The organism is Loktanella sp. DSM 29012 (assembly GCF_900110705.1).
Classification (GTDB): Bacteria; Pseudomonadota; Alphaproteobacteria; order Rhodobacterales; family Rhodobacteraceae; genus Loktanella; species Loktanella gaetbuli.
On the sequence record NZ_FOEJ01000006.1, the window covers coordinates 78,986 to 102,489 of the forward strand.

Sequence of the window (23,504 nt, forward strand, 5' to 3'; positions counted from 1 at the left end):
GCAGTGGGCCCGGGCGCGGGGTTTCGCTTTGCGCCATCTGCGGCGAAACTAACGCGGTGAGGCGGACAGGCAAACCATGACAGACCCCGAAACAGCGACAATCCCGCGCAGGCGGATGCCGTCCCGCGGCATCAGGGCGCTGTTGTGGCTGTTCGGGCTGCCGGTTCTGTTGCTGTTTGTGGCCGGAATTGCGGTGCTGGACCGCGACATCACGGCCCCTGCCTGGGTACGCGACCGGGTCGAATCGCGTGCCGCCGAGGTGCTGGGCGGCGGGACGCTGCATTTTGGCGATATCCATTTGCGCGTGGGGCGTGATCTGCATCCGCAGATATGGCTGACGGATACGGTGCTGCGCGATGGCACGGGCATGGTGCTGGCAGAGGTCGACCGGATCGCAGCTGGCCTGTCGCCAAGAGGCGTGCTGTTCGAACGTGCGGCACTGGTGCAGCGGATCGCGCTGACGGGGACGCAGGTGTCTGTCCGGCGTGACGCGGATGGTGCGTTTCAATTCGGATTTGACCGCCCCGGTGGCAACGGCGCGTTGTTGGCCGACGGTCTGGGCGGCTTGGTGGCGCAGCTCGACGGGTTGCGCGAACGTCCGGCCTTTGCCGCCCTCGAACAGGTGACGCTGGACGGGGTGGCGATGACCTATAGCGACGCGCGTGCCGATCGGGTCTGGACCGTGGACGACGGGCGTTTCGATCTGCGTCTGACGGCAGCCCGCACGACGGCCGAGCTTGCGGTCGCGCTCGCGGGGGACGCAGGGACAGCGCAGGTCGACTTGGCGCTGGACAGTCCGCGTGACAGTAGGGCTGCCGATATCAGCGTATCCGTGCGCGACCTGCCTGCGCGTGATCTGGCCAGCCAGTCGGCGGCGCTGGCTGTGCTGGACGCGCTGGATGCACCGGTGTCCGCGCAACTGACGACAGCGCTGGATGCAGATGGGGTTTTGGCCCCGCTCGCCGTTACCTTGTCCGTTGGCGCTGGTGAAATTACAGGCGGGCCGGTTCCGCTACCGGTGGATTCTGCCACGATCACGGGCCGTTATGATCCCGTGGCCCAACGGGTTGCGGTCGATGCGCTGTCGCTTGCATCTCCTTCGACGAGGTTTGCCGCACAAGGACACGTCTTGTTGCAGGATTTCCGCGCCGGTCTGCCGCGCAGTTTCGTGATGCAGATGGTTGCAACCGAAATCGCGCTGAACCCGCGCGGGTTTTACGACGAACCCCTGCCGCTTGCGCGGGCGGATATCGACATGCGTCTGCGGCTTGCGCCCTTTCGTCTGGATATCGGGCAGGTCACGGTGACCGACCCGGCCATCACCGCGCAGGCCGCCATGACGGTCGCGGCCACGGCGCAAGGCTGGACCTCGCGTCTGGATATCGCGGCGGATCGCCTGACACCCGAGGCGCTGATGCGGGTCTGGCCGGAACAGGTCCGACCGGGGACACGTCGCTGGATTGCCAACAATATCGACGGTGGCACGCTGCAGGATGTGAACCTCGGGTTGCGGTTGCTGCCCGAAGCGGCACCCGTTCTTGCGGCCAGTTTCGGGTTCGAGGGCGCGCGGGTGCGCTATCTTCGCGATAATCCGTGGATCGAGGATGCGGCGGGTTTTGCCAGTCTTGCGCAGGATCGGTTTGCGCTGTCGCTTGGCAGTGGTCGGGTGGTCGCCCCGCAAGGAGGTGCTGTCAGCGTGGCAGGTTCCACGCTGGTCATTCCCGATCTGGCCGAGAAACCCGCACGCCTTGACATTGATCTGCGCACCGACGGCACGGTGACGGCGGCACTGTCGCTGTTGTCGCAGCCACCACTGCGGTTGATGGACCGGGCAAACCTGCCTGTGACATTGGCAGACGGCCGCGCGGCAGTGCGCGCCGCCATTGGCCTGCCTATCCAGGACGGGGTGCGTGGGCCGGATGTGTCCTATGACGCGACGGCGGTCCTGACGCGCATCAGCAGCGACGTGCTGGTGCCAAACCGCAGGCTCACAAGTAGCCGTCTGGAGGCCGAAATCGGTCCCGATGGTCTGACCGTGACTGGCCCAGCCAGTCTGGACGGTGTGGCGCTGCGCGGGGTCTACCGGCAGGGGTTCGGCCACTCTGGCGCGCGACCGCAGATCACGGCGGATGTCACGATCACGCCTGGTGCCTTGCAAACCTTTGGCATCGGTTTGCCGCCTGGGGCGATCCGCGGTCGTGGCTTGGCACGCATTGACCTGACCTTGCCCAGAAACAGCCCGCCACGTCTGCGTCTGACATCGGACCTCGCCGGGGTCGGCCTGTCCGTGCCTGCGATCAACTGGATCAAGCCCGAGGCGACATCGGCCAGTCTGGCGTTGACCGCGACGCTGGGTGCCACGCCGCAGGTCGAGGAAATCAACCTCGAGGCACCCGGCCTGCGCGCCACGGGTGCCGTTTCATTGGCGCAAGGCCAGTTGCAGACGGCGCGGTTTGACCGGGTGCGGGTCGGCAACTGGTTCGACGGGCCTGTCACCCTGACTGGACGCGGGGCCGGGCGGGCCGTTGGTGTGACCATCTCGGGCGGGGTGCTGGACCTGTCGCGCGCTCAGCTGGGGGGCGGGTCCGGTGGTGGGCAGGGCGGTCCGATCGACGTGACGCTGAACCGGCTCGACATTGCGGGCGGTCTTGCGCTGACGGGGTTTCGTGGCCGTTTCGACACGACCGGCGGGCTGACGGGTCGTTTCGACGGACAGTTCAACGGGCAGGCCCCGGTGACCGGAGAGGTGACGCCGACCGGCGGACGCACAGCGGTCCGCATCGCGGCAACGGATGCCGGGGCGGTGCTGCGCGCGGGCGGTTTCATGCAAGGGGCGCTGGGTGGCAATCTGGACCTGACACTGGTCCCGGCGCCCGAACGCCGCGCCTATGACGGCACACTTGCGATCCGCAATTTGCGGGTACGGGACGCGCCGGGTGTCGCCGCGCTGCTGGATGCCATCAGCGTTGTCGGCCTGTTGCAGCAACTGGACGGTCAGGGGCTGTCGTTCGATACGGTGGATGCAGCGTTTCGGTTGACCCCCGATGCGATCACCGTGACCCAATCCAGCGCGGTTGGACCGGGACTTGGCATTTCGTTGGATGGAATTTACACGCTGGCGTCAAAGCAGGTGGCGTTTCAAGGCGTCGTCTCGCCGTTCTATATCCTCAACGGGATCGGCAGTTTCCTGACCCGCAGGGGCGAAGGGCTGATCGGTTTCAATTTCAACCTTGCGGGAACGGCAGCGGCCCCACAGGTCACGGTCAACCCGCTGTCACTGTTCACGCCGGGTATGTTCCGCGAGATTTTTCGCCGCCCGCCACCACAGGTTAGCCGATGAAACTGTCCGATTTCGATTTCGACCTGCCCGAGGACCTGATTGCAACCCGTCCTGCGCGTCCGCGGACGGCCGCGCGGCTGCTGGTGGCGACACCTGACAGACTGGACGACCGCCGGGTCAGTGATCTGGTCGATCTGCTGCAACCCGGCGACCGTCTGGTGCTGAATGATACCAAGGTGATCCCGGCGCGGCTGACCGGCACGCGCAGCCGCACCGGCGAGGCAGGCGAGACGACGGCGCGGATCGAGGTCACGCTGCTTGCCCCGCAGGCCATCGGTTGGACAGCGCTGGTCAAGCCGCTGAAAAAGGTGCGCGATGGCGAGGTGATCGTGTTTTCCGACACGCTTCGGGCCCGCGTGCTGGGACGTGCGGACGGTCAGGCGCATCTTGAATTCGACCTGACAGGCAGTGATTTCGACAAGGCGCTCGATCAGGCAGGACAGATGCCGTTGCCACCCTACATTGCCGCCCTGCGCCCCGCCGATGAGGCGGACCGCACGGATTACCAGACGGCCTGGGCGCGCACGTCCGGTGCTGTGGCGGCACCGACCGCATCGCTTCATTTCGACGAAGCCTTGTTGCAGGCGCTACGCGACAAGGGAGTGCAGTTTACATATGTCACCCTGCACGTCGGTGCGGGCACGTTCCTGCCGGTCAAGGTCGACGACATTGCGCAGCACAAGATGCATGCCGAATGGGGCGAGGTCACGGCCGAGGCGGCAGGCCAGATCAACGCGACCCGTGCTGCCGGGGGTCGGATCATTCCCGTGGGCACGACCGCGCTGCGCCTGATCGAAACGGCAGCAACCGATGACGGGGTTCAGCCGTGGACGGGTGATACCGACATTTTCATCACGCCGGGGTTCCGGTTGCGTGCGGCTGATGCGCTGATGACCAATTTCCATCTGCCGAAATCCACGCTGATGATGCTGGTATCGGCAGTCATGGGCGTCGACCGCGTGCGCGACATCTACGCGCATGCGATTTCACAGCGTTACCGCTTTTTCTCTTACGGGGATTCGTCGTTGTTGTTGCCGGGTGGCGATCCTAGCGGTTGAACAGGCGCAGCAGCGTTCGCTGATCCGGCAGTCCCGTCGGTTCGAGTGCGTTGTCGGTCTGGAACGCGGCGATCGCATCGGTCAGGCCCGCATCGCCGTCGGCCACGTCATAATCCAGCGCCGTCAATGCATCGCGCACGCCCTGTGCCACAGCGGTGTAGACTTGGATGCTTTCCTCGTCCGCGGTCAGGGTAAGCGGCTCACTCGCCTCGGTCAGTTTGACCGCGTCCAGCTGTCGGATCAGGCGGCGCAGCGCCTCGAAGAAGGGCACATCGGGGTTCTGACGGCAGTATGTGCCGACCTGCGCGAGGATCAGGCTCTCTGATTGCCACGGGGTCATGTCGAATGTTCCCGGTGCCAACGCGTTGGTCGCAGTCAGATAGCCCGATGCCCAGCTGCCAAAACCGGCAACCAGTGCGGTGTCGCCCGCATCATTCGCGGCAACCAGGACCGAACACCGCCCGACGCCGATCCCGTCAACGGCAAACCTGTTTTCGCTGTCGGCCGCCATGGCGGTCAGCGGGGCAAGGGCGGTGATCAGGGCAAGGCTGCGCAGTAACATCTGGTGGCTCCGTCGTTCGGTGTGATGCGTTCGGCTGTGCCCTAACGGATTGTCGGGTGGCGGAACAGGCACCGCTCGCGGCTAAGCGATCAACCGCCTGCAACCCGTGGCACAATACGACCCCTCAAATGCGACTTGCGACATGAGCCGGCAGAAACACGCGAACTGTCACGAAGCCTTTGCCACAATCTGTTGCAAAGTGTTGACAACCTTCGCCATGACGGCGACGGGGGCACCTGACTGACTGCGTCACTGATTGAAAGGGCCGCGCCATGATCAACGTATTTACCTCGTCCTGGGCGCTGTTCCTTGGCATGTTCATGCTGATGATCGGCAACGGTCTGCAAGGCACGCTGCTGGGTCTGCGCGGCGAAATCGAAGGTTTCAGCACGCTGCAGATCTCGATCGTGATGTCGGGCTATTTCATGGGGTTTCTGTTTGCCTCGAAAACGGTGCCGGAACTGATCCGCAGGGTCGGTCATGTGCGGGTCTTTGCGGCGCTGGGATCGACCATCTCGGCTGTGCTGATCCTGTATCCCGTGCTGGCCGATCCGATTTCCTGGACCGTTGGCCGTGTGGTGATCGGGTTCTGTTTCTGCGGTGTCTATGTCACCGCCGAAAGCTGGCTGAACGATGCCTCGTCGAACGAGACGCGCGGGCAGGCGTTGTCGCTGTACATGATCGTGCAGATGGCGGGCATCGTCACGGCGCAATTCGTCATCACGCGGGGTGACGTGTCGGGCTATACGCTGTTCATCGTGTCGAGTGCGCTGGTGTCGATGGCCTTTGCTCCGATCCTCTTGTCGATCAAGCCGATGCCGGCATTCGGTCGCACCAAACCGATGAAGGTCACGCAGCTGATCAAGACCTCGCCGCTGGCCTGCGTTGGAATGTTCCTGCTGGGTGGGGTGTTTTCCGCACAGTTCGGCATGTCGGCGGTCTATGGCGCGCGGGCAGGGTTCAGCGTCGCGCAGATTTCGTTGTTCGTGTCGGGGATCTACACGGCGGCGCTGATCGCGCAGTATCCGATCGGCTGGCTGTCCGACCGTCTGGACCGGCGTATCCTGATCATCGGTGTCGCCTTCGTCGGCGGTCTGGGGTCATTGATCGCAGGATTCTTTCCGGCATCCTACACCCTCGCGTTGCTGTCGGGGGCGTTGGTGGGTGGTACGTCCAACCCGCTGTATGCGCTGCTGATCGCCTATTGCAACGACTACCTCGAACGCGAGGATATGGCGGCTGCATCGGGTGGTTTGCTGTTCGTGAACGGCGTGGGCGCGATCCTGGGACCTATCACCCTGGGCTATATGCTCGATATGATCGGACCCGCCGGATACTGGTTTTTCCTTGCGTTCCTGATGATCGTGATGGGTGCCTATGGTCTGGTGCGGATGGTTCAGCGTGAACGCAACGCCGACGAATTCGATCAGGTCAGCTATTCCGCGCTGAGCCCGTCGACGACGCCGATCGTCACCGAGATGGCGCAAGAGGTTTACATCGACAACGAGGAAACCGCTGCCGAGCACGCCCTCACCGAAAGAGACGAAGACGACACAGCCGCGACACCCCCGGTCAGCTGAGGCTTGCGCGGTGCGCGCGGATTTGCTTGGGTCTGTAACACTTTGGCCCTGAACAGGGCCTACGCGGAGGGCGTTTTGATGATTACACCACAGGATGTGTTGCGGTTCTGGCTCGAGGAATGTGACCCGGCGGATTGGTACCGACAGGACGATGCGCTGGATGCCAAGATCCGCGAGACGTTCATGGATCGCTGGCAAGAGGCAGAGGACGGCGGGTTGGGCCTGTGGCTGACATGCCCGTCAGAGGCGCTTGCCTATATCATTTTGACGGATCAGTTCCCGCGCAACATGTTTCGCGGTGACGGGCGGTCCTTTGCAACCGACCATCTGGCGCGGTCGGCGGCAAAAATGGCGATCGACCGCGATTGGGATCTGCGGATCGACCCGCCGGCAAGACAGTTCTTTTATTTGCCGCTGATGCATTCCGAAAATCTGACGGACCAGGATCGTGCCGTTCGGCTGCTGCATGCGCGGATGCCGGAGGGTGACAATGGTGTGTACGCGCAAGCGCACCGCGAGGTGATCCGTGAATTCGGTAGGTTCCCGTATCGCAATGCAGCGCTCGATCGCACCAGCACCAAGGCCGAGGTCGATTATCTGGCAAACGGCGGCTATGGTCTGACCTTGCGTAAGCTGCAGGCGGACGAAGCCTGAAACTTCGGGTTGCCCTTGGCCACAAGGGTCATATAGTTGGGTCAGGACATTTAGTTCAACGTTAAACTATTCTTGCTCAGGGAGCCGCGACATGGCCGCACAAAATTTCGACGTGATCGTGATCGGGGCTGGTCCCGGCGGCTACGTGGCCGCGATCCGTGCGGCCCAACTGGGTCAGAAGGTCGTGATCGTCGAGCGCGAACACATGGGCGGCATCTGCCTGAACTGGGGCTGCATCCCGACCAAGGCGTTGCTGCGATCATCAGAGGTGTTCCACCTGATGCACCGGGCCAAGGAATTCGGCCTGTCGGTTGAAAAACCAAGCTTTGACCTGGCGGCCGTGGTCAAGCGGTCGCGCAATGTCGCAGGGCAACTGTCGTCCGGCATCGGCCACCTGATGAAAAAGAACAAGATCACCACGATCATGGGCGAGGCCCGGATCACCGCCAAGGGCAAGGTCAGCGTCAAGACCGACAAGGGCGAAGAACAACTGGAGGCAAAGAACATCGTTCTGGCCACCGGTGCGCGTGCACGCAATCTGCCCGGCCTCGAGGCCGACGGCGACCGCGTCTGGAATTACAAGCACGCCTTGCAGGCACCCCGCATGCCCGAAAAACTGCTGGTCATCGGGTCGGGTGCCATCGGGATCGAATTCGCCAGCTTCTTCAACACCATGGGTGCCGATACCACGGTGGTCGAGGTGATGGACCGCGTGCTGCCCGTCGAGGACGCCGAGATCAGCAAGTTCGCCAAGAAGCAGTTCGAAAAGCAGGGCATGAAGATCATGGAGAAATCCGTGGTCAAGCAGTTGGACCGCGCCAAGGACAAGGTGACCGCCCATATCGAAAGCAAGGGCAAGGTCGAAAAGATGGAATTCGACACGGTGATTTCCGCCGTGGGGATCGTGGGCAACGTTGAAAACCTCGGGCTGGAGGCGTTGGGCGTCAAGATCGACCGCACCCATGTGGTCACCGATGAATATTGCCGCACGGGCGTCGACGGTCTGTTCGCCATCGGCGATATCGCGGGCGCGCCCTGGCTTGCGCACAAGGCGTCCCACGAGGGCGTCATGGTGGCGGAACTGATCGCAGGCAAACATCCGCACCCCGTGAAACCCGAGAGCATCGCGGGCTGTACCTACTGCCATCCGCAGGTGGCATCCGTCGGCTATACAGAGGCGAAGGCCAAGGAGCTTGGCCATGACATCAAGGTTGGCCGGTTCCCGTTTATCGGCAATGGCAAGGCCATCGCGCTGGGTGAACCCGAAGGCATGGTCAAGACGATCTTTGATGCAAAAACCGGCGAACTGCTGGGTGCCCACATGGTCGGCGCGGAAGTGACCGAGCTGATCCAGGGCTATGTCGTTGGCCGCCAGCTGGAGACCACCGAAGAAGACCTGATGAACACCGTGTTTCCGCATCCCACCCTGTCGGAAATGATGCACGAAAGCGTGCTGGACGCCTACGGTCGCGTTATTCACATGTAAGGATTGGGGGCGCTGCCCCCAAACCCCCGGGATATTTTTGACCAGAAGAAGGATGGACGCCGCTGAATCTTGCGGTGTTCATTGTTTGTTCATTTTCGGGGCTGGCAAACGGCTGTTTGCTTGCTATCTGAGAGGGAACACTGCCTTGGGGGCGATATGGCCGAGCTGAAGAACATCGAAGTGCGCGGCGCGCGCGAACACAACCTCAAGAATATCGACGTGGATATACCGCGCGATCAGCTGGTCGTGATTACCGGCCTGTCCGGGTCCGGCAAGTCTTCACTGGCGTTTGACACGATTTATGCCGAAGGCCAGCGGCGCTATGTCGAAAGCCTGAGTGCCTATGCGCGCCAGTTTCTGGACATGATGGAAAAGCCGGATGTGGATCACATCTCCGGCCTGTCGCCCGCCATTTCGATCGAACAGAAAACCACGTCGAAAAACCCGCGTTCGACAGTGGGCACGATCACCGAGATTTATGACTACATGCGCCTGCTGTTTGCGCGTGCAGGCACGCCCTATTCACCCGCGACCGGAATGCCCATCGAGGCGCAGCAGGTGCAGGACATGGTTGACCGTGTCATGGCGATGGAGGAGGGCACGCGCGGTTATCTGCTGGCCCCGATCATCCGCGACCGCAAGGGGGAATACCGCAAGGAGTTTCTGGAACTGCGCAAGCAGGGATTCCAGCGGGTCAAGGTGGACGGGCAGTTCTACGAATTGGACGAACCGCCCACGCTGGACAAGAAGTTCCGTCACGATATCGACGTGGTGGTCGACCGGATCGTGGTGCGCGAGGGGCTTGAGACGCGGCTGGCGGATTCGTTCCGCACGGCACTTGATCTGGCTGACGGGATCACGATCCTGGAAACCGCACCCAGTGAGGGTGAGCCGGAGCGCATCACGTTTTCCGAGAATTTCGCCTGCCCTGTCAGCGGGTTCACCATTCCCGAGATCGAGCCGCGGCTGTTTTCATTCAACGCGCCCGTGGGGGCCTGTCCCAAGTGTGACGGTCTGGGTGTCGAGCTGTTTTTCGACGAACAGCTTGTGGTGCCTGACGTCACATTGAAAATCGAGGATGGTGCGCTCGCCCCGTGGCGCAAGGGGAAATCGCCCTATTTCCTGCAAACCATCGAGGCGATCGCCAAACACTACGGGTTCAAGAAAACCGCGCGTTGGAAGGATCTGGACCCTGCTGTTCAGCAGGTGTTCCTGCGGGGATCGGGCAAGGAAGAGATCAAGTTCCGCTACGATGAGGGCGGGCGCGTCTATACAGTCAGCCGTCCCTTTGAGGGCGTCATTCCCAACATGGAACGCCGCTACCGCGAGACAGACAGCAATTGGATCCGCGAAGAGTTCGAGCAGTTCCAGAACAACCGGCCTTGCGGTGCCTGTGGCGGATACCGGCTGCGCGAAGAGGCGCTGGCGATCAAGATCGGCAAATTGCATATCGGTGAGATCGTGCAGATGTCCATCGCGGACGCCTATGACTGGTGTCTGGCGGTGCCCGATCAGCTTTCCAAGCAGAAAAACGAGATCGCGCGCGCGATCCTCAAGGAAATTCGCGAACGGCTGGGGTTCCTGAACAACGTCGGTCTGAACTATCTCAACATGGCGCGTAATGCGGGCACGCTGTCGGGTGGCGAAAGCCAGCGGATCAGGCTGGCCAGCCAGATCGGGTCCGGGTTGACGGGGGTTCTTTATGTGCTGGACGAGCCGAGCATCGGTCTGCACCAGCGTGACAACGATCGTTTGCTGACGACGCTGAAGAACCTGCGCGATCAGGGAAACACCGTCATCGTGGTCGAACACGACGAAGAAGCCATCCGCGAGGCGGATTACGTGTTCGATATCGGGCCAGGGGCCGGCGTGCATGGTGGACAGGTCGTGGCCAAGGGCACCCCGGCCGAGATCATGGCAAATGCGGATTCCGTAACCGGCCAGTATCTGACCGGCACGCGTGAAATCGCGGTGCCCACGGAACGGCGCAAGGGCAGCGGCAAGAAACTGACGGTGGTCAAGGCGACGGGCAACAACCTGCAAAACGTGACGGCTGATTTTCCATTGGGTAAATTCGTCTGCGTGACGGGCGTGTCGGGCGGCGGGAAATCGACGCTCACAATTGAAACCCTGTTCAAGAACGCCGCGATGAAGCTGAATGGTGCCCGCCAAGCCCCGGCCCCTTGCGAGACGATCAAGGGGTTCGAGCATCTGGACAAGGTGATCGACATCGACCAGCGGCCCATCGGCCGGACGCCGCGTTCGAACCCTGCGACCTATACGGGGGCGTTCACGCCGATCCGCGATTGGTTCTCTGGTCTGCCAGAGGCCAAGGCGCGGGGCTACAAACCCGGACGGTTCAGTTTCAACGTCAAGGGCGGGCGCTGCGAGGCCTGTCAGGGTGATGGCGTCATCAAGATCGAGATGCACTTTCTGCCTGACGTCTATGTCACCTGCGAAACCTGCAAGGGCGCGCGCTATAACCGCGAGACGCTGGAAATCCGGTTCAAGGGCAAGAGCATCGCGGATGTGCTGGACATGACCGTCGAGGACGCGCAGGAATTTTTCAAGGCGGTGCCTTCGATCCGGACCAAGATGGATGCGCTGATGCGCGTGGGCCTGGGGTATATCAAGGTCGGCCAGCAGGCGACGACGCTTTCTGGCGGTGAGGCGCAGCGCGTTAAACTGTCAAAGGAACTGGCGCGCGCATCAACGGGTCGCACGCTGTACATACTCGACGAACCGACAACGGGTCTGCATTTCGAAGATGTGCGCAAGCTGTTGGAAGTGCTGCATGAACTGGTCGATCAGGGCAATTCGGTCGTGGTCATCGAACACAATCTGGATGTGATCAAGACGGCGGATCACCTGATTGATATCGGACCAGAAGGCGGCGACGGGGGCGGTCGGATCGTCGCAGAGGGGACACCGGAGGAGGTCTCGGTCGTGGCCGAGAGTCATACGGGGCGCTATCTCAAGCCGATGCTGGATGCCAAGCGGGTTGCCGCAGAATAAGTAGGTCCGCATTCCGAGCCTCCGGAATGCGGACCCTGACGATCAGATCACCTGCTTTGGGGCTCAGGTGACCGTGATCGAACCGGTCATGCGCGGGTGTACCGAGCAGATATATGAATATGTTGCGGCCCCCGGAAAGGTCAGCTGCGACGATTGGCCTGCGTTCAGGCGCGGCGTCTTGAACGCACCGTTGTTGGCCGTTGCGTCATGAGGCGCGCGGTCTTCGTTTCTGAAAATCACGGTGTCGCCGGCCTTGATGGTGAGGTTCGCCGGATTGAACGCCATGTTCTGGATTGTCACGGTATGGGTCGTCGGCTGCGCATGGGCCGCGGCATAGGCGGTCGTCGCCATCAGTGGAACGGCGGCAGATGATGCCATTATGCGCAGGGCGCGGCGGCGGGTCATCGTATTGGACATGTGATATTTCCTCCTCAATGATTTGAACCACGATGATTGCGGGGAAATGGTTTCAGTCAGTGAAATTTTTTTGCGCGTGCTTTTGCTTTTTTGCCGGCTGTTTGTGCCGCCGAGGCAAAAAAAGGGTGACGCGCATTGCTGCGCGCCACCCTGTACATGATGATCTGATGCGTGATCAGTCCATCGGTTTGAAGTTGAATTCACCACCCTGCTTGATGCCCGACGGCCAGCGCGCGGTCACGGTTTTGGTCCGGGTGTAGAATTTGAACGCATCGGGGCCGTGCTGGTTCAGGTCGCCAAAGACGGATTTTTTCCAGCCGCCAAAGGTGTGATAGGCCAGCGGTACCGGGATCGGGACGTTGACGCCGATCATGCCAACGTTGACACGGTTGGCAAAGTCTCGTGCAGCATCGCCGTCACGGGTAAAGATCGCGGTGCCATTGCCCATCTCGTGGTCCATGGCGAGGCCAAGAGCCTCTTCGTAGTCGTTCGCACGCACGACCGACAGCACGGGGCCAAAGATTTCGTGCTTGTAGATGTCCATATCCTTGGTCACGCGGTCAAACAGGTGCGGCCCTACGAAAAAGCCGTCTTCGTAGCCTTGCAGGCTGAAATCGCGACCGTCGACGACCAGTTTGGCACCCTGTTCCACACCGGTTTCGACCAGCCGCAGGATGTTCGCCTTGGCGGCAGCGGTGACAACGGGGCCGTAGTCCACGTCCTTGCCACCCGTGTAGGGGCCAACCTTGAGCGCGTCGATGCGCGGGATCAGCTTTTCGATCAGCGCATCGGCGGTTTTTTCCCCGACGGGAACCGCGACGGAAATTGCCATGCAGCGTTCGCCGGCAGCGCCATAGCCTGCGCCGATCAGCGCGTCAGCGGCCTGATCCATGTCGGCGTCGGGCATGATGATCATGTGGTTTTTCGCGCCGCCAAAGCACTGGACGCGCTTGCCGTTGGAACAGCCGCGACCATAGATGTATTCCGCAATCGGGGTCGATCCGACGAAACCGACGGACTGGATCACGTCGTGATCGAGAATGGCATCCACCGCTTCCTTGTCGCCGTTGACCACCTGCAGGATGCCCTTGGGTAGGCCCGCTTCCTCGATCAGTTCGGCCAGCATCAGAGGGACGGATGGATCACGTTCCGATGGCTTGAGGATGAATGCGTTGCCGCAGACGATGGCAGGGGCGAACATCCACATCGGGATCATGGCGGGAAAGTTGAACGGCGTGATACCTGCGGACACACCCAGCGGCTGGCGCATGGAATACATGTCGATGCCCGGGCCTGCACCATCGGTGAATTCACCTTTCAGCAGTTGCGGTGCGCCGATGCAGTATTCGACCACCTCGAGCCCGCGCTGCACGTCGCCTGCGGCGTCGGGCAGCGTCTTGCCGTGTTCACGGCTCAGCGCTTCGGCCAGTTTGTCCATGTCGCGGTGCAGCAGATCGACGAATTTCATCATCACGCGCGCGCGGCGCTGTGGGTTGGTCGCGGCCCATGCGGGCTGTGCCTTGAGCGCGATCTGGACGGCGCGGTCCATTTCTTCGGCATTCGCCAGCGGCACCTTGGCCTGCACCTCGCCCGTGGCAGGATTGAAAACGTCCGCGAAACGGCCGGACGTGCCTTTGACATGTGCGCCGTCGATGTAATGGGTCAGTTCTTGCATCATCGCCTCCTCTAGTTAGGCAGGACCTTAGTCTTGCGTTTTTGGGTGCGAAAGCGTCAATTTGACAAATCGGTTTTGCAAATTTGCGGGTATGCGATGAATTGGGATGATATGCGCGTGTTCCTTGCGGTTGCCCGCGCCGAGAGGTTGTCTGCGGCAGCACCGGGCTTGCGGATGGACCCTGCCACGCTGGGGCGACGGATCAACCGGCTGGAACAGGCCATGGGTGCTGCGCTGTTCGTGAAATCACCCCAGGGCTATGCCGTCACGGATCTGGGTGCGCGGATGCAAGAGGCCGCCGAGCAGGCGGAGGTCGCGCTGAGCCGGGCCTGGGATATCGGCCAGACGCCCAGCGCGGGGTTGTCGGGGCAGATCCGCATCGGCGCACCGGACGGCTGTGCAAATTACCTGCTGCCGCAGGTCTGTGCCGCGATACAGGCCGACAATCCAGAGCTTGAGGTCCAGATCCTGTCGCTGCCGCGTGTGGTGAACCTGTCGCGGCGCGAGGCGGATATGGCGATCACCGTCAGTCCGCCGCAGGCCGGGCGGCTGACCGTGCAGAAAATCACCGATTACCGTCTGCATCTGGCGCAGAACCGCAGGCTGGCGGTGCCGCAAACGCTGGAGGCGCTACAGGGCAGGGCGCTGGTGGGGTATATCCCCGACATGATCTTTGACGCGGCGTTGGATTATCTGGGTCCGCTTGCGCGTGCCGGGGTGCAGCTGGCCAGCAATTCCGTGTCCGTGCAGTTGCAGATGCTGCGCGCGGGTGCGGGCATCGGCATCGTGCATGATTTCGCGCTGCCGTCGGCACCTGACCTGCACCGGGTTCTGATGGATCAGGTGTCATTGACGCGGTCGTTCTATCTGGTGCGCCACGACGCGGACCGCAGGTCAGAACGTCTGACCCGGTTTGCGGATCTGTTGCTGGCCGGGATCAAGACCGAGGTCGCGCGACTGGAGGCTATTCCGGATCGTCCATCATGCTGATGCCGTGGCGCCGCATGTAGAGTGTTGCAGGAATTATCTCGATCAGCGCCATCGTCACGAGGGAAAAGAACAACCAGTTCGTGTCAAACAGGATCATCGAAAATCGGATCCCTGATCCGTAGTACAGCAATCCCGCCAGTATCAGCGCGGCACTGCCGATGATCAGGTCGAACAGCGCGAGCCTGTTCATCGTCCGCACCCGCAGCATGGGGTAGGCGAACCCGTAGGCAAACCCCACAAAGACCGCGTTGATAACTAAAATCGTCAGTTCCGGTGACATCGGACCCCCCTGTGATTCCCGACGGAAAATTTAGGTTGCGGCCTTCGGGACGGCAATGATCCTTGACCTGTGGCAGCGTGTCTGGAACCTTTGGTTCAGGCAGACGGGAGGGTCATCATGCTTGTGCAACAAATACTTGGGTCGAAAACCTCGCAAGAGATGTTCTGGGTCAAACCCAGCAGCAGCGTCGCTGACGCAGCCAAAGTGATGTCTGACAACCGGATCGGTACGGTGGTGGTGTCCAGCGATGGTGCGGCACTGACGGGCATCCTGTCCGAACGCGATATCGTCCGTGAAATCGGCAAGCGCGGCCCGGAGTGTCTATCCGATACCGTCGAGACGATGATGACATCGAAAATCACTACCTGCACCACCCGCGACAATGCTGACAGCGTGCTGTCGATGATGACCGAAGGACGGTTCCGCCACCTGCCGGTCATGGACGGTGACGCGATGATCGGGTTGATTTCCATCGGTGACGTTGTCAAAGCTCGGCTGTCAGAGCTGTCGATGGAAAAAGACGCGCTCGAAGGCATGATCAAGGGCTACTGATCGCCCGACCGAATTGCGAGGTGCCGATGCGCACAGGATTATACCCCGGCACCTTTGATCCGGTGACCCATGGTCATATTGATATCGTGCGCCGTGCCTGTTCGCTGGTGGACAGGCTTGTGATCGGTGTCGCCATCAACCGGGACAAGGGGCCGCTTTTCGATTTGCACGAGCGGGTCGAGATGATCCGGTCAGAGGTCGTGCCACTGGGCAAACCGCTGGGCACCGAAATTGTGGTGCATCCGTTTGAAAATCTGCTGATCCACTGCGCCCGCGACGTAGGTGCCGGGGTCATCATCCGCGGTCTGCGCGCCGTCGCTGATTTCGAATATGAATTTCAGATGGTTGGCATGAACCGCAGTCTGGATAACAGCATCGAAACCGTGTTCCTGATGGCGGATGCGAAAAATCAGGCGATCGCCAGCAAGCTGGTCAAGGAAATCGCCCGTCTGGATGGCGATGTGTCAAAGTTCGTGACCCCGGCTGTGGTGGACGCCCTGCATGACAAGCTGAAGCCAGGCCGCTGAAACGAAAAGGCGGCCACCCGGGTCATCCCGGGGGCCGCCTTGGGTCACGATGTGCCGCATTCAGCGATAGACGGCGTTGTATGCGATCTTGTCCGCATCGGCGCGATCGATATCCAGATCAAGCGCCACATCCAGCGGCAGACGACGCAATTCCTTGCGGGTTTTCTCATAGACAGCGCGCTTTTGGAGCGTGGTCCGGATGGTCTCGACAAGGGTCATGGTAGGCTCCTTTCGGGCTAATTTGTTTCGATGATCCAAAGATAGGGATGCTGCGCTGCAGCGCAACTGCCATAGCGTGATAACCGCCTTGCATAAAATGCAGGGCTGCATGGTGCGTTTCGCTGATTTTGGGGGCGTTATGATCGGTTTTCGGGCGACCTGTCCGCGGTGCAGATGACGGTCAAAAGCGCTGTCAGATGAGGCCTGTAAGCCCACAAAACACAAGAAGTCCTGCGTGAAACGGCTGTATATCTACCTGAATGTTCGAAGCTGCGGCAGGGCCAATCAAAACATTCACCTGTGCCCTCATTTGCGGGGTGTTGTCATAACGCAGGTGCAGCAATTTTGGTTCCGCCATAAAAAAGGCCGCCCCGGTGTAGGGGCGGCCTGATGTGCGTGGTCGTGTTGGTGTTACAGGAACTTGCCCATGGCGACGGCGGTATCGCTCATCCGGTTGGAAAAGCCCCATTCGTTGTCGTACCAGGTCAGAATGCGCACCATGTTGCCGTCCAGAACCTTGGTCTGGTCCATGTGGAACGTGCTGGATGCCGGGTCATGGTTGAAATCGATGCTGACCATCGGCAGGTCGGTATAGGCCAGAATACCCTTCATCGGGCCGTCTGCTGCAGCGCGGATCGCGTCATTGATTTCCTGCACGGTGGTGTCGCGGCTGGCCTCGAACGTCAGGTCGACGACCGACACGTTGGGGGTAGGGACGCGGATCGCGACACCGTCCAGTTTGCCGTTCAGTTCGGGCAAAACCAGACCCACGGCCTTGGCCGCACCGGTGGACGTCGGGATCATGGACAGGGCCGCCGCGCGGGCGCGGTACAGGTCCTTGTGCATGGTATCCAGCGTCGGCTGGTCGCCGGTGTAGCTGTGGATCGTCGTCATGAAACCCTTGGTGATGCCGACAGCGTCGTTCAGCACCTTGGCCACCGGTGACAGGCAGTTGGTGGTGCAGGACGCGTTGCTGACGATGATGTCGTCGGCGGTCAGCGTGTCGTGGTTGACACCGTAGACGATGGTTTTGTCAGCGTCCGAACCGGGGGCGGAAATCAGCACGCGCTTGGACCCGTTGTCCAGATGCGCCTGGCATTTTTCCTTGGAGGTGAAGATACCGGTGCATTCCATGACGATATCCACGTCGGACCAGGGCAGGTCGGCAGGATTGCGGATCGCGGTGACGCGGATCGGGCCACGGCCCACGTCGATCGAATCCTCGGTCGTCGTCACGGTTGCGGGGAATTTGCCGTGCACGCTGTCAAAGCGCAGCAGATGCGCGTTTGTTTCCACCGGGCCCAGATCGTTGATCGCGATGACCTCGATATCCGTGCGACCGGATTCGACGATGGCGCGCAGCACGTTGCGCCCGATACGTCCGAACCCGTTGATTGCGACTTTGACGGCCATGAGAGACTCCATTTGCGTAAGAGCGCACCAGGGGGTGCGCAGTTAGCGCAAACATTGTCTTTTTCGCCGAAAGGTCAAGCGCAAGTGGGCAGAATCAGGCGGTAATCAGCGCCAGAATGCCAGCCATTGCAGCAATTCCACGAACTTGCGTGCCAGAAACAGCGGGGCTTCCCAATGCAGGACATAGTGGTCCAACGCAAAGAATGCGGCGATGGCAATCAGGATTCCGATGGCGACGGCATTGGTCATGCGGATGTCGTAGCGTCCGACGGGATGCAGGTAAAGCGCGCTTAGTTCAGGCGACCCATGGTTGCGGCCACGTCTGCCATACGTGCGGAAAATCCCCATTCGTTGTCATACCACGCCAACACGCGGACGGTGCGGCCGCCGATGACCTTGGTCTGGTCGGGGGCTACGGTGCAGCTTTCGGTGGTATGGTTGAAATCGATGCTGACCTTGGCCTCGGCGTCATAGGCCATGACGCCCAGCAGCGCGCCCTGTGCGGCCTCGGCCAGGATCATGTTGACCTCGGCCACCGATGTGGACCGGCCTGCCTCGAATGTCAGGTCAACGGCGGACACATTGGGTGTGGGCACGCGGATCGCTGTGCCGTCCAGTTTGCCGGCCATTTCCGGCAGCACCTCGCCCAGCGCCTTGGCCGCACCGGTCGAGGTCGGGATCATCGCAAGGGCTGCCGCGCGCGCGCGGTACAGGTCGTCGTGGCGGCGGTCCAGCGTGGGCTGGTCACCGGTGTAGCTGTGGATCGTCGTCATGATGCCACGGTCGATCCCGATGGTGTCGTTCAGCGTCTTGACCAGCGGGGCCAGGCAATTTGTCGTGCAGGACCCGTTGGAAATCATCCGTTCCCCACCTGACAGGTCACGGTGGTTCACGCCGTAAACCACCGTACGGTCGACGTTTTTCGCAGGTGCGGAAATCAAAACCTTTTTCGCGCCTTGGGTCAGGTGCACCGACGCCTTGTGGCCATCGTTGAATTTTCCGGTGCATTCCAGAACGACGTCCACGCCTGACCAGTCCAGTGCGGCGGGATCATAGGTGGACATGATCTGGATCGGGCCCGTGCCCACGTCCAGCGTTTGCCCATCAACGGTCACGGGGCGGGCAAACCGTCCATGAACACTGTCGTATTTCATCAGGTGGGCTGTTGTTTCAATCGGGCCCGTTGCATTGATCCGCGTCACGCGGACATCGTCGCGCAGGCTCTCTGCGATATGGCCCAGCGTGCAGCGCCCGATGCGGCCAAAGCCATTGATCCCCAGCGTGATGGTCATGACGGTATCCTATGGTATTCCCAATTGCGCCAGCCTTAGGGGAAGCTAGGTCAACGAAAAAGGGAAAATCCATCAAAAACAAAATGATAACGATAACAGGCAGGGGTTATCGCTAACCGTTTGCGCCAACGGTCGGGGTTGCGATCACGCGCCGACGCGCTAGGATTCGCAAAAGCGTGATTGGCGCGCAAAAAGGAGAGACCATGAGCGGATTGTTGGCGTTGCTGGATGATGTCGCAGCCATCGCAAAGGTCGCGGCGGCAAGCGTGGACGACGTGATTGGTCAGGCGACCAAGGCGGGTGCCAAGGCCGCAGGGGCCGTGATCGACGACGCCGCTGTCAGTCCCAAATATGTTCAGGGCTTTGCGCCTGCACGTGAATTGCCGATCGTCGGCAAGATTGCCTGGGGATCCATCCGCAACAAGGTGCTGATTCTGCTTCCGGCCGCGATGTTGCTGTCGGTCTTTGCCCCTTGGCTGATCGCGCCACTGCTGATTCTGGGCGGCAGTTATCTGTGCTATGAAGGGGCGGAAAAGATCGTCCATGCCTTTGGCCACAAGGACCCCCATTCCAAGGCGACAGGCGATCCGGCCCATCTCGAAGAGGAAAAGGTAAAGGGCGCGATCAAGACCGATTTCATCCTCTCGGCCGAGATCATGACCATCGCGCTGGCCGCCATCGAGACGGACAACCTGTGGACCCGCGCGGCCGTGCTGTTCGTGGTTGCCATAGGGATCACCGCTGCCGTTTACGGTGCCGTTGCATTGATCGTAAAGGCCGACGACGTCGGCCTGTTGATGGCCAAGAAGGGCCGGTTGTCCATTACACGCCTGTTGGGGCGGGGGATCGTGGCAGGCATGCCGAAATTCCTGTTCGTGCTGACCTGGGTCGGCACGGCTGCGATGCTGTGGGTCGGTGGTCAGATCATCGTGCACAGTATCGGCCAGCTCGGCTGGCACGCACCCGAGGACCTGATCCACGGTTGGGCCGTGGCGGCCGCCAGCGGTGTGGGTGCGGCATGGCAGGGGATCGTTGAATGGGCCGTGACGGCAGGATGCGACGGCGTGCTGGGGTTCATCTGGGGATTGATCCTGATACCGATCGTGGCATCCGTCATCAAACCGGCAATGGCTGCGGTCATGCCCAAATGACAAACGCTGCCCTGTTCATCGCCCGGTTCCTGATCGGGTTTCTGATGATCGGCGGGGCCGTGAACAAGGGGCTGGGACCCGATGGGGCAGGCGAACTGCTGGTCGCGGCGGGCCTGCCGTTCTGGCTGGTCTGGCCTGCGCTTGCCTATAATCTGCTGGCCGGCGGTGCCCTGTGGTTGGGCATCGCGGTGCGGCCGGTCGCCGTCACGGCCGCGATCTATTGCGCTGTGACCAGTTTTTTCCATCTTCAAGTTTTCATCGGGCAGGACGATCCCTGGCAGTTGACCATATTCGTCAAGAACTGGGCCATTGCGGGGGGCTGTCTCGCGCTTGCGGTGGCGGGGTCAGGCGCCTGGGCCTGGAAACCGGATCACCCGCATGCGTGAGTGGCTGCGCGACCTCTACAAAGGTGAGAGCCCACGCGCGGTCGCGTTTCGTTATGGTCTGCTTGGCTTCGATCTGGTGACTTTGGCTTATGTGATCGTCACGTCTTTCTTTCCGTCATCGCCCGTCATTTTCGCGGCAGACCTGTTTTTCGGGACGATCATTCTGGCGGATTTCTGTATCCGTGCATGGCTCACACCCAGCTGGGGGCGGGCGCTGACGCGGATGGCAACCTGGGCGGACATCATCGCGGTCATCAGCTTTCTGGGGCCGTTGTTCGCCCAAGGGCTGGGGTTCCTGCGCGTGCTGCGCACCCTGAGGCTGCTCAAGAGCTATGAAACGTTGCGCAGGCTCAGGCGTGACTTCGACTATTTCCGGCGGCACGAAGAGGTGTTTCTGGCGACCGTCCATCTGGGCGTTTTCGTTTTTGTCATGACGGGCCTGATCTATGCGTCACAGGTGCAGGTCAACGATGCCATCAACAATTATGCGGATGCGTTTTATTTCACGGTCTCGACACTGACCACGACAGGGTTTGGTGACATCGTGGCACAGGGCTGGTGGGGGCGGTTGCTGTCGGTCGTGGTGATGATTTTTGGCGTGACATTGTTCCTGCAACTTGCGCGGGTGCTGTTCCGCCCCAACAAGGTGCGGATCGAATGCGACGAATGCGGGCTGACGAAACACGACCGGGACGCAAGTCATTGCAAGCATTGCGGAACGATCATGCATATTGAAACGGATGGCGCTGTCTGATCGGGCCTCCTGCCGCCGGTGAGTGCGGGACGCCTCGCCGGCGGGGCAGATATTTCTGACCAGAAGAAGACAGGGGGCAGCGCGATGCGGCCCCCTGCGGCCGGTTTAAAGCAGGTCGCGCGCGGCGGTGGCGACGGCCTCTGCTGTGATGCCGAACTTTTCGAACAACTCTTCTGCCGGGGCAGAGGCACCAAAGCTGTCCATGCCGACGAATGCGGATTTTTTCGCAGCACCGCGTTCACCCATCAGGATCATGTCCCAGGACTGGCGCACGCCAGCCTCGACGGCGACGCGGACTGGCCCTGCGGGCAGCACGCGGCGGCGATAGGCCTCGTCCTGTAGCATGAACAATTCCATGCAGGGCATGGACACCACGCGGGTACCGATACCTTCGGCCTGAAGTGCGTCGCGTGCCTGCATGGCAAGATGCACCTCGGACCCGGTGGCGATCAGGATCACGCTGCGCTTGCCCTCGGCCTCGGCCAGCACGTAGCCGCCGAATGCGGTGAGGTTCTTGGTCTTGAGCTCTGTCCGGACGGCGGGCAGGTTTTGCCGAGACAGCGCCAGAACAGAGGGTGTTTTGGTGTCCGTCAGCGCCAGTTCCCAGGCCTCGGCGGTTTCGACCGTGTCGGCAGGGCGGAACACGTTGGTGTTCGGTGTGGCGCGCAGCATCGACAGATGTTCGACCGGCTGGTGGGTCGGGCCGTCCTCGCCCAGACCGATGCTGTCGTGGGTCATGACATAGACCGCAGGAACCGCCATCAGTGCCGACAGGCGCATGGCACCTCGTGCGTAATCGGTAAAGCACATGAAGGTGCCGCCGTAGGGACGCACGCCACCATGAAGCACCATGCCATTCATGGCCGCCGCCATGCCGTGTTCGCGGATGCCGTAGTGGATGTAGCGCCCCTTGCGGTTGGCAGGGCTGAATACGCCCATGTCGGAGGATTTCGTGTTGTTGGACCCGGTCAGATCGGCAGAGCCGCCGATGGTTTCGGGCATGATCGGGTTGATCACCTCGAGCACGTTTTCCGATGCCTTGCGGGTCGCGACCTTGGGCAGTGTTTCAGTCGCCTGTTTCTTGAACGCGCGGATGGTGGAGGCAAGCTTCTTGGGGGCCTCCAGGTCATAGGCGCGGTTGAATTCCTTTTGCTTGGCGTCCGACAGTTTGGCGAAACGGTCGTGCCATGCGGCATGCGCGTTCTGGCCGCGGGTGCCCATGTCTTCCCACTGCTGCTTGACCTCGGCGGGCACCTCATAGGGGCCGTAGTGCCAGTCGTAGACCTGCTTGGCGTCGGTCAGCTGGGCGGGATCGGTCAGGGCACCGTGACCTTTGGACGTGTCCTGTGCGGCATGACCCAGTGCGATATGGGTCTTGCAGGCGATCATGGACGGGCGCGGATCGGCCTTGGCCGCGATGATGGCCGCGTCGATCGCGTCGGGGTCATGACCGTCGATGGACAACACATGCCAACCGGACGCCGTAAAACGCGCGGCCTGGTCAGTGATGTCGGCGATGCCCACATGACCGTCGATTGTGATGTCGTTGTTGTCAAAGAACACGATGAGGTGGCCCAGTTCCTGCATCCCGGCAAGGCCGATGGCCTCTTGGCTGATGCCTTCCATCAGGCAGCCGTCACCGGCCATGACGTAGGTGTAGTGATTGACGATCTTGTCGCCCCAGACGGCGCGCTGATGGGCCTCTGCGATGGCAAAGCCGACCGCGTTGGAAATGCCCTGACCCAATGGTCCGGTCGTGACCTCGACGCCAGCGCCGTGGCCGTATTCGGGATGGCCTGCGGTATAGGCCCCCCACTGGCGAAAGTTCTTGATCTGCTCCAGCGGGAAATCCGCGTAGCCCGTCAGGTGCAGCAGCGAATACAGCAGCATCGAGCCGTGACCGGCGGACAGGATGAAACGGTCGCGGTCGGGCCAGTGCGGTGTCTTGGGGTCGAAATTCAGATGCTTTTCGAACAACACGGTCGCCACGTCCGCCATGCCCATCGGCATGCCGGAATGGCCCGAGTTCGCGCCGGCCACGGCATCGAGTGTCAGCGCGCGGATCGCGGCGGCCTTTTTCCAATGGGCGGGATGTGCGGACTTGAGGGTTTCGATATCCATGTGGTGTTCCTGACGGGTGCAAAACAAAGTTG

General features: G+C 61.4%; 21 protein-coding genes. 12 read left to right on the plus strand and 9 right to left on the minus strand.

All coding sequences use genetic code 11. The features are described from left to right. Positions 1–76 precede the first annotated feature (76 nt). Both BMX27_RS14215 and queA read left to right on the plus strand, forming a co-directional pair. Positions 77–3,340, plus strand: coding sequence for a YhdP family protein (locus BMX27_RS14215; RefSeq protein WP_090160614.1), 3,264 nt, complete (start codon positions 77–79; stop codon positions 3,338–3,340). Next, complete coding sequence (gene queA / locus BMX27_RS14220) at positions 3,337–4,398, plus strand: tRNA preQ1(34) S-adenosylmethionine ribosyltransferase-isomerase QueA (RefSeq protein ID WP_090160616.1); 1,062 nt, start codon at positions 3,337–3,339, stop codon at positions 4,396–4,398. The genes BMX27_RS14215 and queA overlap by 4 nt, the downstream gene beginning before the upstream one ends. Here queA and BMX27_RS14225 read toward each other — a convergent pair. Further along, entirely contained in the window at positions 4,388–4,960 is a 573-nt protein-coding gene (locus BMX27_RS14225; RefSeq protein ID WP_090160618.1) for a peptidoglycan-binding domain-containing protein, read from the minus strand. The two genes, queA and BMX27_RS14225, sit on opposite strands and share 11 nt — an antisense overlap. A gap of 272 nt (positions 4,961–5,232) precedes the next feature. Between BMX27_RS14225 and BMX27_RS14230 the strand changes: the two genes are divergently transcribed. The 4 genes from BMX27_RS14230 (at position 5,233) to uvrA (ending at position 11,695) form a co-directional block, all read left to right on the plus strand. Next, positions 5,233–6,540 (plus strand): MFS transporter, encoded by a 1,308-nt coding sequence (locus tag BMX27_RS14230; protein ID WP_090160620.1) that lies wholly within the window; start codon positions 5,233–5,235, stop codon positions 6,538–6,540. A gap of 78 nt (positions 6,541–6,618) precedes the next feature. Next, entirely contained in the window at positions 6,619–7,194 is a 576-nt protein-coding gene (locus BMX27_RS14235) for a DUF924 family protein (RefSeq protein ID WP_090160622.1), read from the plus strand. A gap of 91 nt (positions 7,195–7,285) precedes the next feature. Next, entirely contained in the window at positions 7,286–8,680 is a 1,395-nt protein-coding gene (gene lpdA / locus BMX27_RS14240) for a dihydrolipoyl dehydrogenase (RefSeq protein ID WP_090160624.1), read from the plus strand. Between the two features lie 156 nt (positions 8,681–8,836). Next, positions 8,837–11,695 (plus strand): excinuclease ABC subunit UvrA, encoded by a 2,859-nt coding sequence (uvrA, locus tag BMX27_RS14245; RefSeq protein ID WP_090160626.1) that lies wholly within the window; start codon positions 8,837–8,839, stop codon positions 11,693–11,695. 63 nt (positions 11,696–11,758) lie between these two features. Here uvrA and BMX27_RS14250 read toward each other — a convergent pair whose 3' ends face one another. Together BMX27_RS14250 and BMX27_RS14255 are read right to left on the minus strand one after the other, a co-directional pair. Next, a complete protein-coding gene (locus BMX27_RS14250) occupies positions 11,759–12,112 on the minus strand; it encodes a cupredoxin domain-containing protein (RefSeq protein ID WP_090160628.1) in 354 nt (117 codons plus the stop codon). Between the two features lie 175 nt (positions 12,113–12,287). After that, entirely contained in the window at positions 12,288–13,787 is a 1,500-nt protein-coding gene (locus BMX27_RS14255) for a CoA-acylating methylmalonate-semialdehyde dehydrogenase (RefSeq protein WP_090160630.1), read from the minus strand. 96 nt (positions 13,788–13,883) lie between these two features. Between BMX27_RS14255 and BMX27_RS14260 the strand changes: the two genes are divergently transcribed. Next, positions 13,884–14,777 carry a LysR family transcriptional regulator gene (locus BMX27_RS14260; protein WP_090160735.1) on the plus strand — a complete coding sequence of 298 codons (894 nt, stop codon included), beginning with the start codon at positions 13,884–13,886 and terminating at the stop codon, positions 14,775–14,777. On the opposite strand, the gene BMX27_RS14265 is transcribed toward BMX27_RS14260, so the two are convergent. Then, positions 14,752–15,057 (minus strand): hypothetical protein, encoded by a 306-nt coding sequence (locus tag BMX27_RS14265; protein ID WP_090160632.1) that lies wholly within the window; start codon positions 15,055–15,057, stop codon positions 14,752–14,754. The genes BMX27_RS14260 and BMX27_RS14265 overlap by 26 nt on opposite strands. 117 nt (positions 15,058–15,174) lie before the next feature. On the opposite strand from BMX27_RS14265, the gene BMX27_RS14270 reads away from it, so the two are divergent. Beyond that, the gene (locus BMX27_RS14270) at positions 15,175–15,609 is read left to right on the plus strand and encodes a CBS domain-containing protein (RefSeq protein ID WP_090160634.1); all 435 of its coding nucleotides are present in this window, start codon (positions 15,175–15,177) and stop codon (positions 15,607–15,609) included. Between the two features lie 26 nt (positions 15,610–15,635). Continuing rightward, complete coding sequence (gene coaD / locus BMX27_RS14275) at positions 15,636–16,136, plus strand: pantetheine-phosphate adenylyltransferase (RefSeq protein WP_090160636.1); 501 nt, start codon at positions 15,636–15,638, stop codon at positions 16,134–16,136. Positions 16,137–16,196: 60 nt separating this feature from the next. Here coaD and BMX27_RS16895 read toward each other — a convergent pair whose 3' ends face one another. The 4 genes from BMX27_RS16895 to gap (BMX27_RS14285) form a co-directional block, all read right to left on the minus strand. After that, a complete protein-coding gene (locus BMX27_RS16895; protein WP_177172735.1) occupies positions 16,197–16,355 on the minus strand; it encodes a hypothetical protein in 159 nt (52 codons plus the stop codon). Between the two features lie 411 nt (positions 16,356–16,766). Continuing rightward, a complete protein-coding gene (gene gap / locus BMX27_RS14280) occupies positions 16,767–17,768 on the minus strand; it encodes a type I glyceraldehyde-3-phosphate dehydrogenase (protein ID WP_056034899.1) in 1,002 nt (333 codons plus the stop codon). A 105-nt stretch (positions 17,769–17,873) separates the two neighbouring features. After that, a complete protein-coding gene (locus BMX27_RS16900) occupies positions 17,874–18,017 on the minus strand; it encodes a hypothetical protein (protein ID WP_177172736.1) in 144 nt (47 codons plus the stop codon). Positions 18,018–18,058: 41 nt separating this feature from the next. Continuing rightward, positions 18,059–19,060, minus strand: a complete 1,002-nt coding sequence (gene gap, locus BMX27_RS14285; RefSeq protein ID WP_090160638.1) for a type I glyceraldehyde-3-phosphate dehydrogenase — start codon at positions 19,058–19,060, stop codon at positions 18,059–18,061. Between the two features lie 203 nt (positions 19,061–19,263). Between gap (BMX27_RS14285) and BMX27_RS14290 the strand changes: the two genes are divergently transcribed. Genes BMX27_RS14290 through BMX27_RS14300 form a run of 3 tightly spaced genes read left to right on the plus strand, consistent with a single transcriptional unit; the run spans position 19,264 to position 21,351 of the window. Beyond that, positions 19,264–20,211, plus strand: a complete 948-nt coding sequence (locus BMX27_RS14290; RefSeq protein WP_090160640.1) for a DUF808 domain-containing protein — start codon at positions 19,264–19,266, stop codon at positions 20,209–20,211. Continuing rightward, the gene (locus BMX27_RS14295; protein ID WP_090160642.1) at positions 20,208–20,597 is read left to right on the plus strand and encodes a DoxX family protein; all 390 of its coding nucleotides are present in this window, start codon (positions 20,208–20,210) and stop codon (positions 20,595–20,597) included. Before BMX27_RS14290 ends, BMX27_RS14295 begins: the two co-directional genes overlap by 4 nt. After that, entirely contained in the window at positions 20,590–21,351 is a 762-nt protein-coding gene (locus tag BMX27_RS14300) for a potassium channel family protein (RefSeq protein ID WP_090160645.1), read from the plus strand. The genes BMX27_RS14295 and BMX27_RS14300 overlap by 8 nt, the downstream gene beginning before the upstream one ends. Positions 21,352–21,456: 105 nt before the next feature. Here the strand turns inward: BMX27_RS14300 and tkt are convergent, their stop codons facing one another. Further along, positions 21,457–23,472, minus strand: coding sequence for a transketolase (tkt, locus tag BMX27_RS14305; protein WP_090160647.1), 2,016 nt, complete (start codon positions 23,470–23,472; stop codon positions 21,457–21,459). Between the last annotated feature and the right edge of the window lie 32 nt (positions 23,473–23,504).

Bases quoted from the DNA above. Each gene is read 5' to 3' on its own strand.
- BMX27_RS14215 (WP_090160614.1), top strand. From the start codon at position 77: ATGACAGACCCCGAAACAGCGACAATCCCGCGCAGGCGGATGCCGTCC.
- queA (WP_090160616.1), top strand. From the start codon at position 3,337: ATGAAACTGTCCGATTTCGATTTCGACCTGCCCGAGGACCTGATTGCA.
- BMX27_RS14225 (WP_090160618.1), bottom strand. From the start codon at position 4,960: ATGTTACTGCGCAGCCTTGCCCTGATCACCGCCCTTGCCCCGCTGACC.
- BMX27_RS14230 (WP_090160620.1), top strand. From the start codon at position 5,233: ATGATCAACGTATTTACCTCGTCCTGGGCGCTGTTCCTTGGCATGTTC.
- BMX27_RS14235 (WP_090160622.1), top strand. From the start codon at position 6,619: ATGATTACACCACAGGATGTGTTGCGGTTCTGGCTCGAGGAATGTGAC.
- lpdA (WP_090160624.1), top strand. From the start codon at position 7,286: ATGGCCGCACAAAATTTCGACGTGATCGTGATCGGGGCTGGTCCCGGC.
- uvrA (WP_090160626.1), top strand. From the start codon at position 8,837: ATGGCCGAGCTGAAGAACATCGAAGTGCGCGGCGCGCGCGAACACAAC.
- BMX27_RS14250 (WP_090160628.1), bottom strand. From the start codon at position 12,112: ATGTCCAATACGATGACCCGCCGCCGCGCCCTGCGCATAATGGCATCA.
- BMX27_RS14255 (WP_090160630.1), bottom strand. From the start codon at position 13,787: ATGCAAGAACTGACCCATTACATCGACGGCGCACATGTCAAAGGCACG.
- BMX27_RS14260 (WP_090160735.1), top strand. From the start codon at position 13,884: ATGAATTGGGATGATATGCGCGTGTTCCTTGCGGTTGCCCGCGCCGAG.
- BMX27_RS14265 (WP_090160632.1), bottom strand. From the start codon at position 15,057: ATGTCACCGGAACTGACGATTTTAGTTATCAACGCGGTCTTTGTGGGG.
- BMX27_RS14270 (WP_090160634.1), top strand. From the start codon at position 15,175: ATGCTTGTGCAACAAATACTTGGGTCGAAAACCTCGCAAGAGATGTTC.
- coaD (WP_090160636.1), top strand. From the start codon at position 15,636: ATGCGCACAGGATTATACCCCGGCACCTTTGATCCGGTGACCCATGGT.
- BMX27_RS16895 (WP_177172735.1), bottom strand. From the start codon at position 16,355: ATGACCCTTGTCGAGACCATCCGGACCACGCTCCAAAAGCGCGCTGTC.
- gap (WP_056034899.1), bottom strand. From the start codon at position 17,768: ATGGCCGTCAAAGTCGCAATCAACGGGTTCGGACGTATCGGGCGCAAC.
- BMX27_RS16900 (WP_177172736.1), bottom strand. From the start codon at position 18,017: ATGACCAATGCCGTCGCCATCGGAATCCTGATTGCCATCGCCGCATTC.
- gap (WP_090160638.1), bottom strand. From the start codon at position 19,060: ATGACCATCACGCTGGGGATCAATGGCTTTGGCCGCATCGGGCGCTGC.
- BMX27_RS14290 (WP_090160640.1), top strand. From the start codon at position 19,264: ATGAGCGGATTGTTGGCGTTGCTGGATGATGTCGCAGCCATCGCAAAG.
- BMX27_RS14295 (WP_090160642.1), top strand. From the start codon at position 20,208: ATGACAAACGCTGCCCTGTTCATCGCCCGGTTCCTGATCGGGTTTCTG.
- BMX27_RS14300 (WP_090160645.1), top strand. From the start codon at position 20,590: ATGCGTGAGTGGCTGCGCGACCTCTACAAAGGTGAGAGCCCACGCGCG.
- tkt (WP_090160647.1), bottom strand. From the start codon at position 23,472: ATGGATATCGAAACCCTCAAGTCCGCACATCCCGCCCATTGGAAAAAG.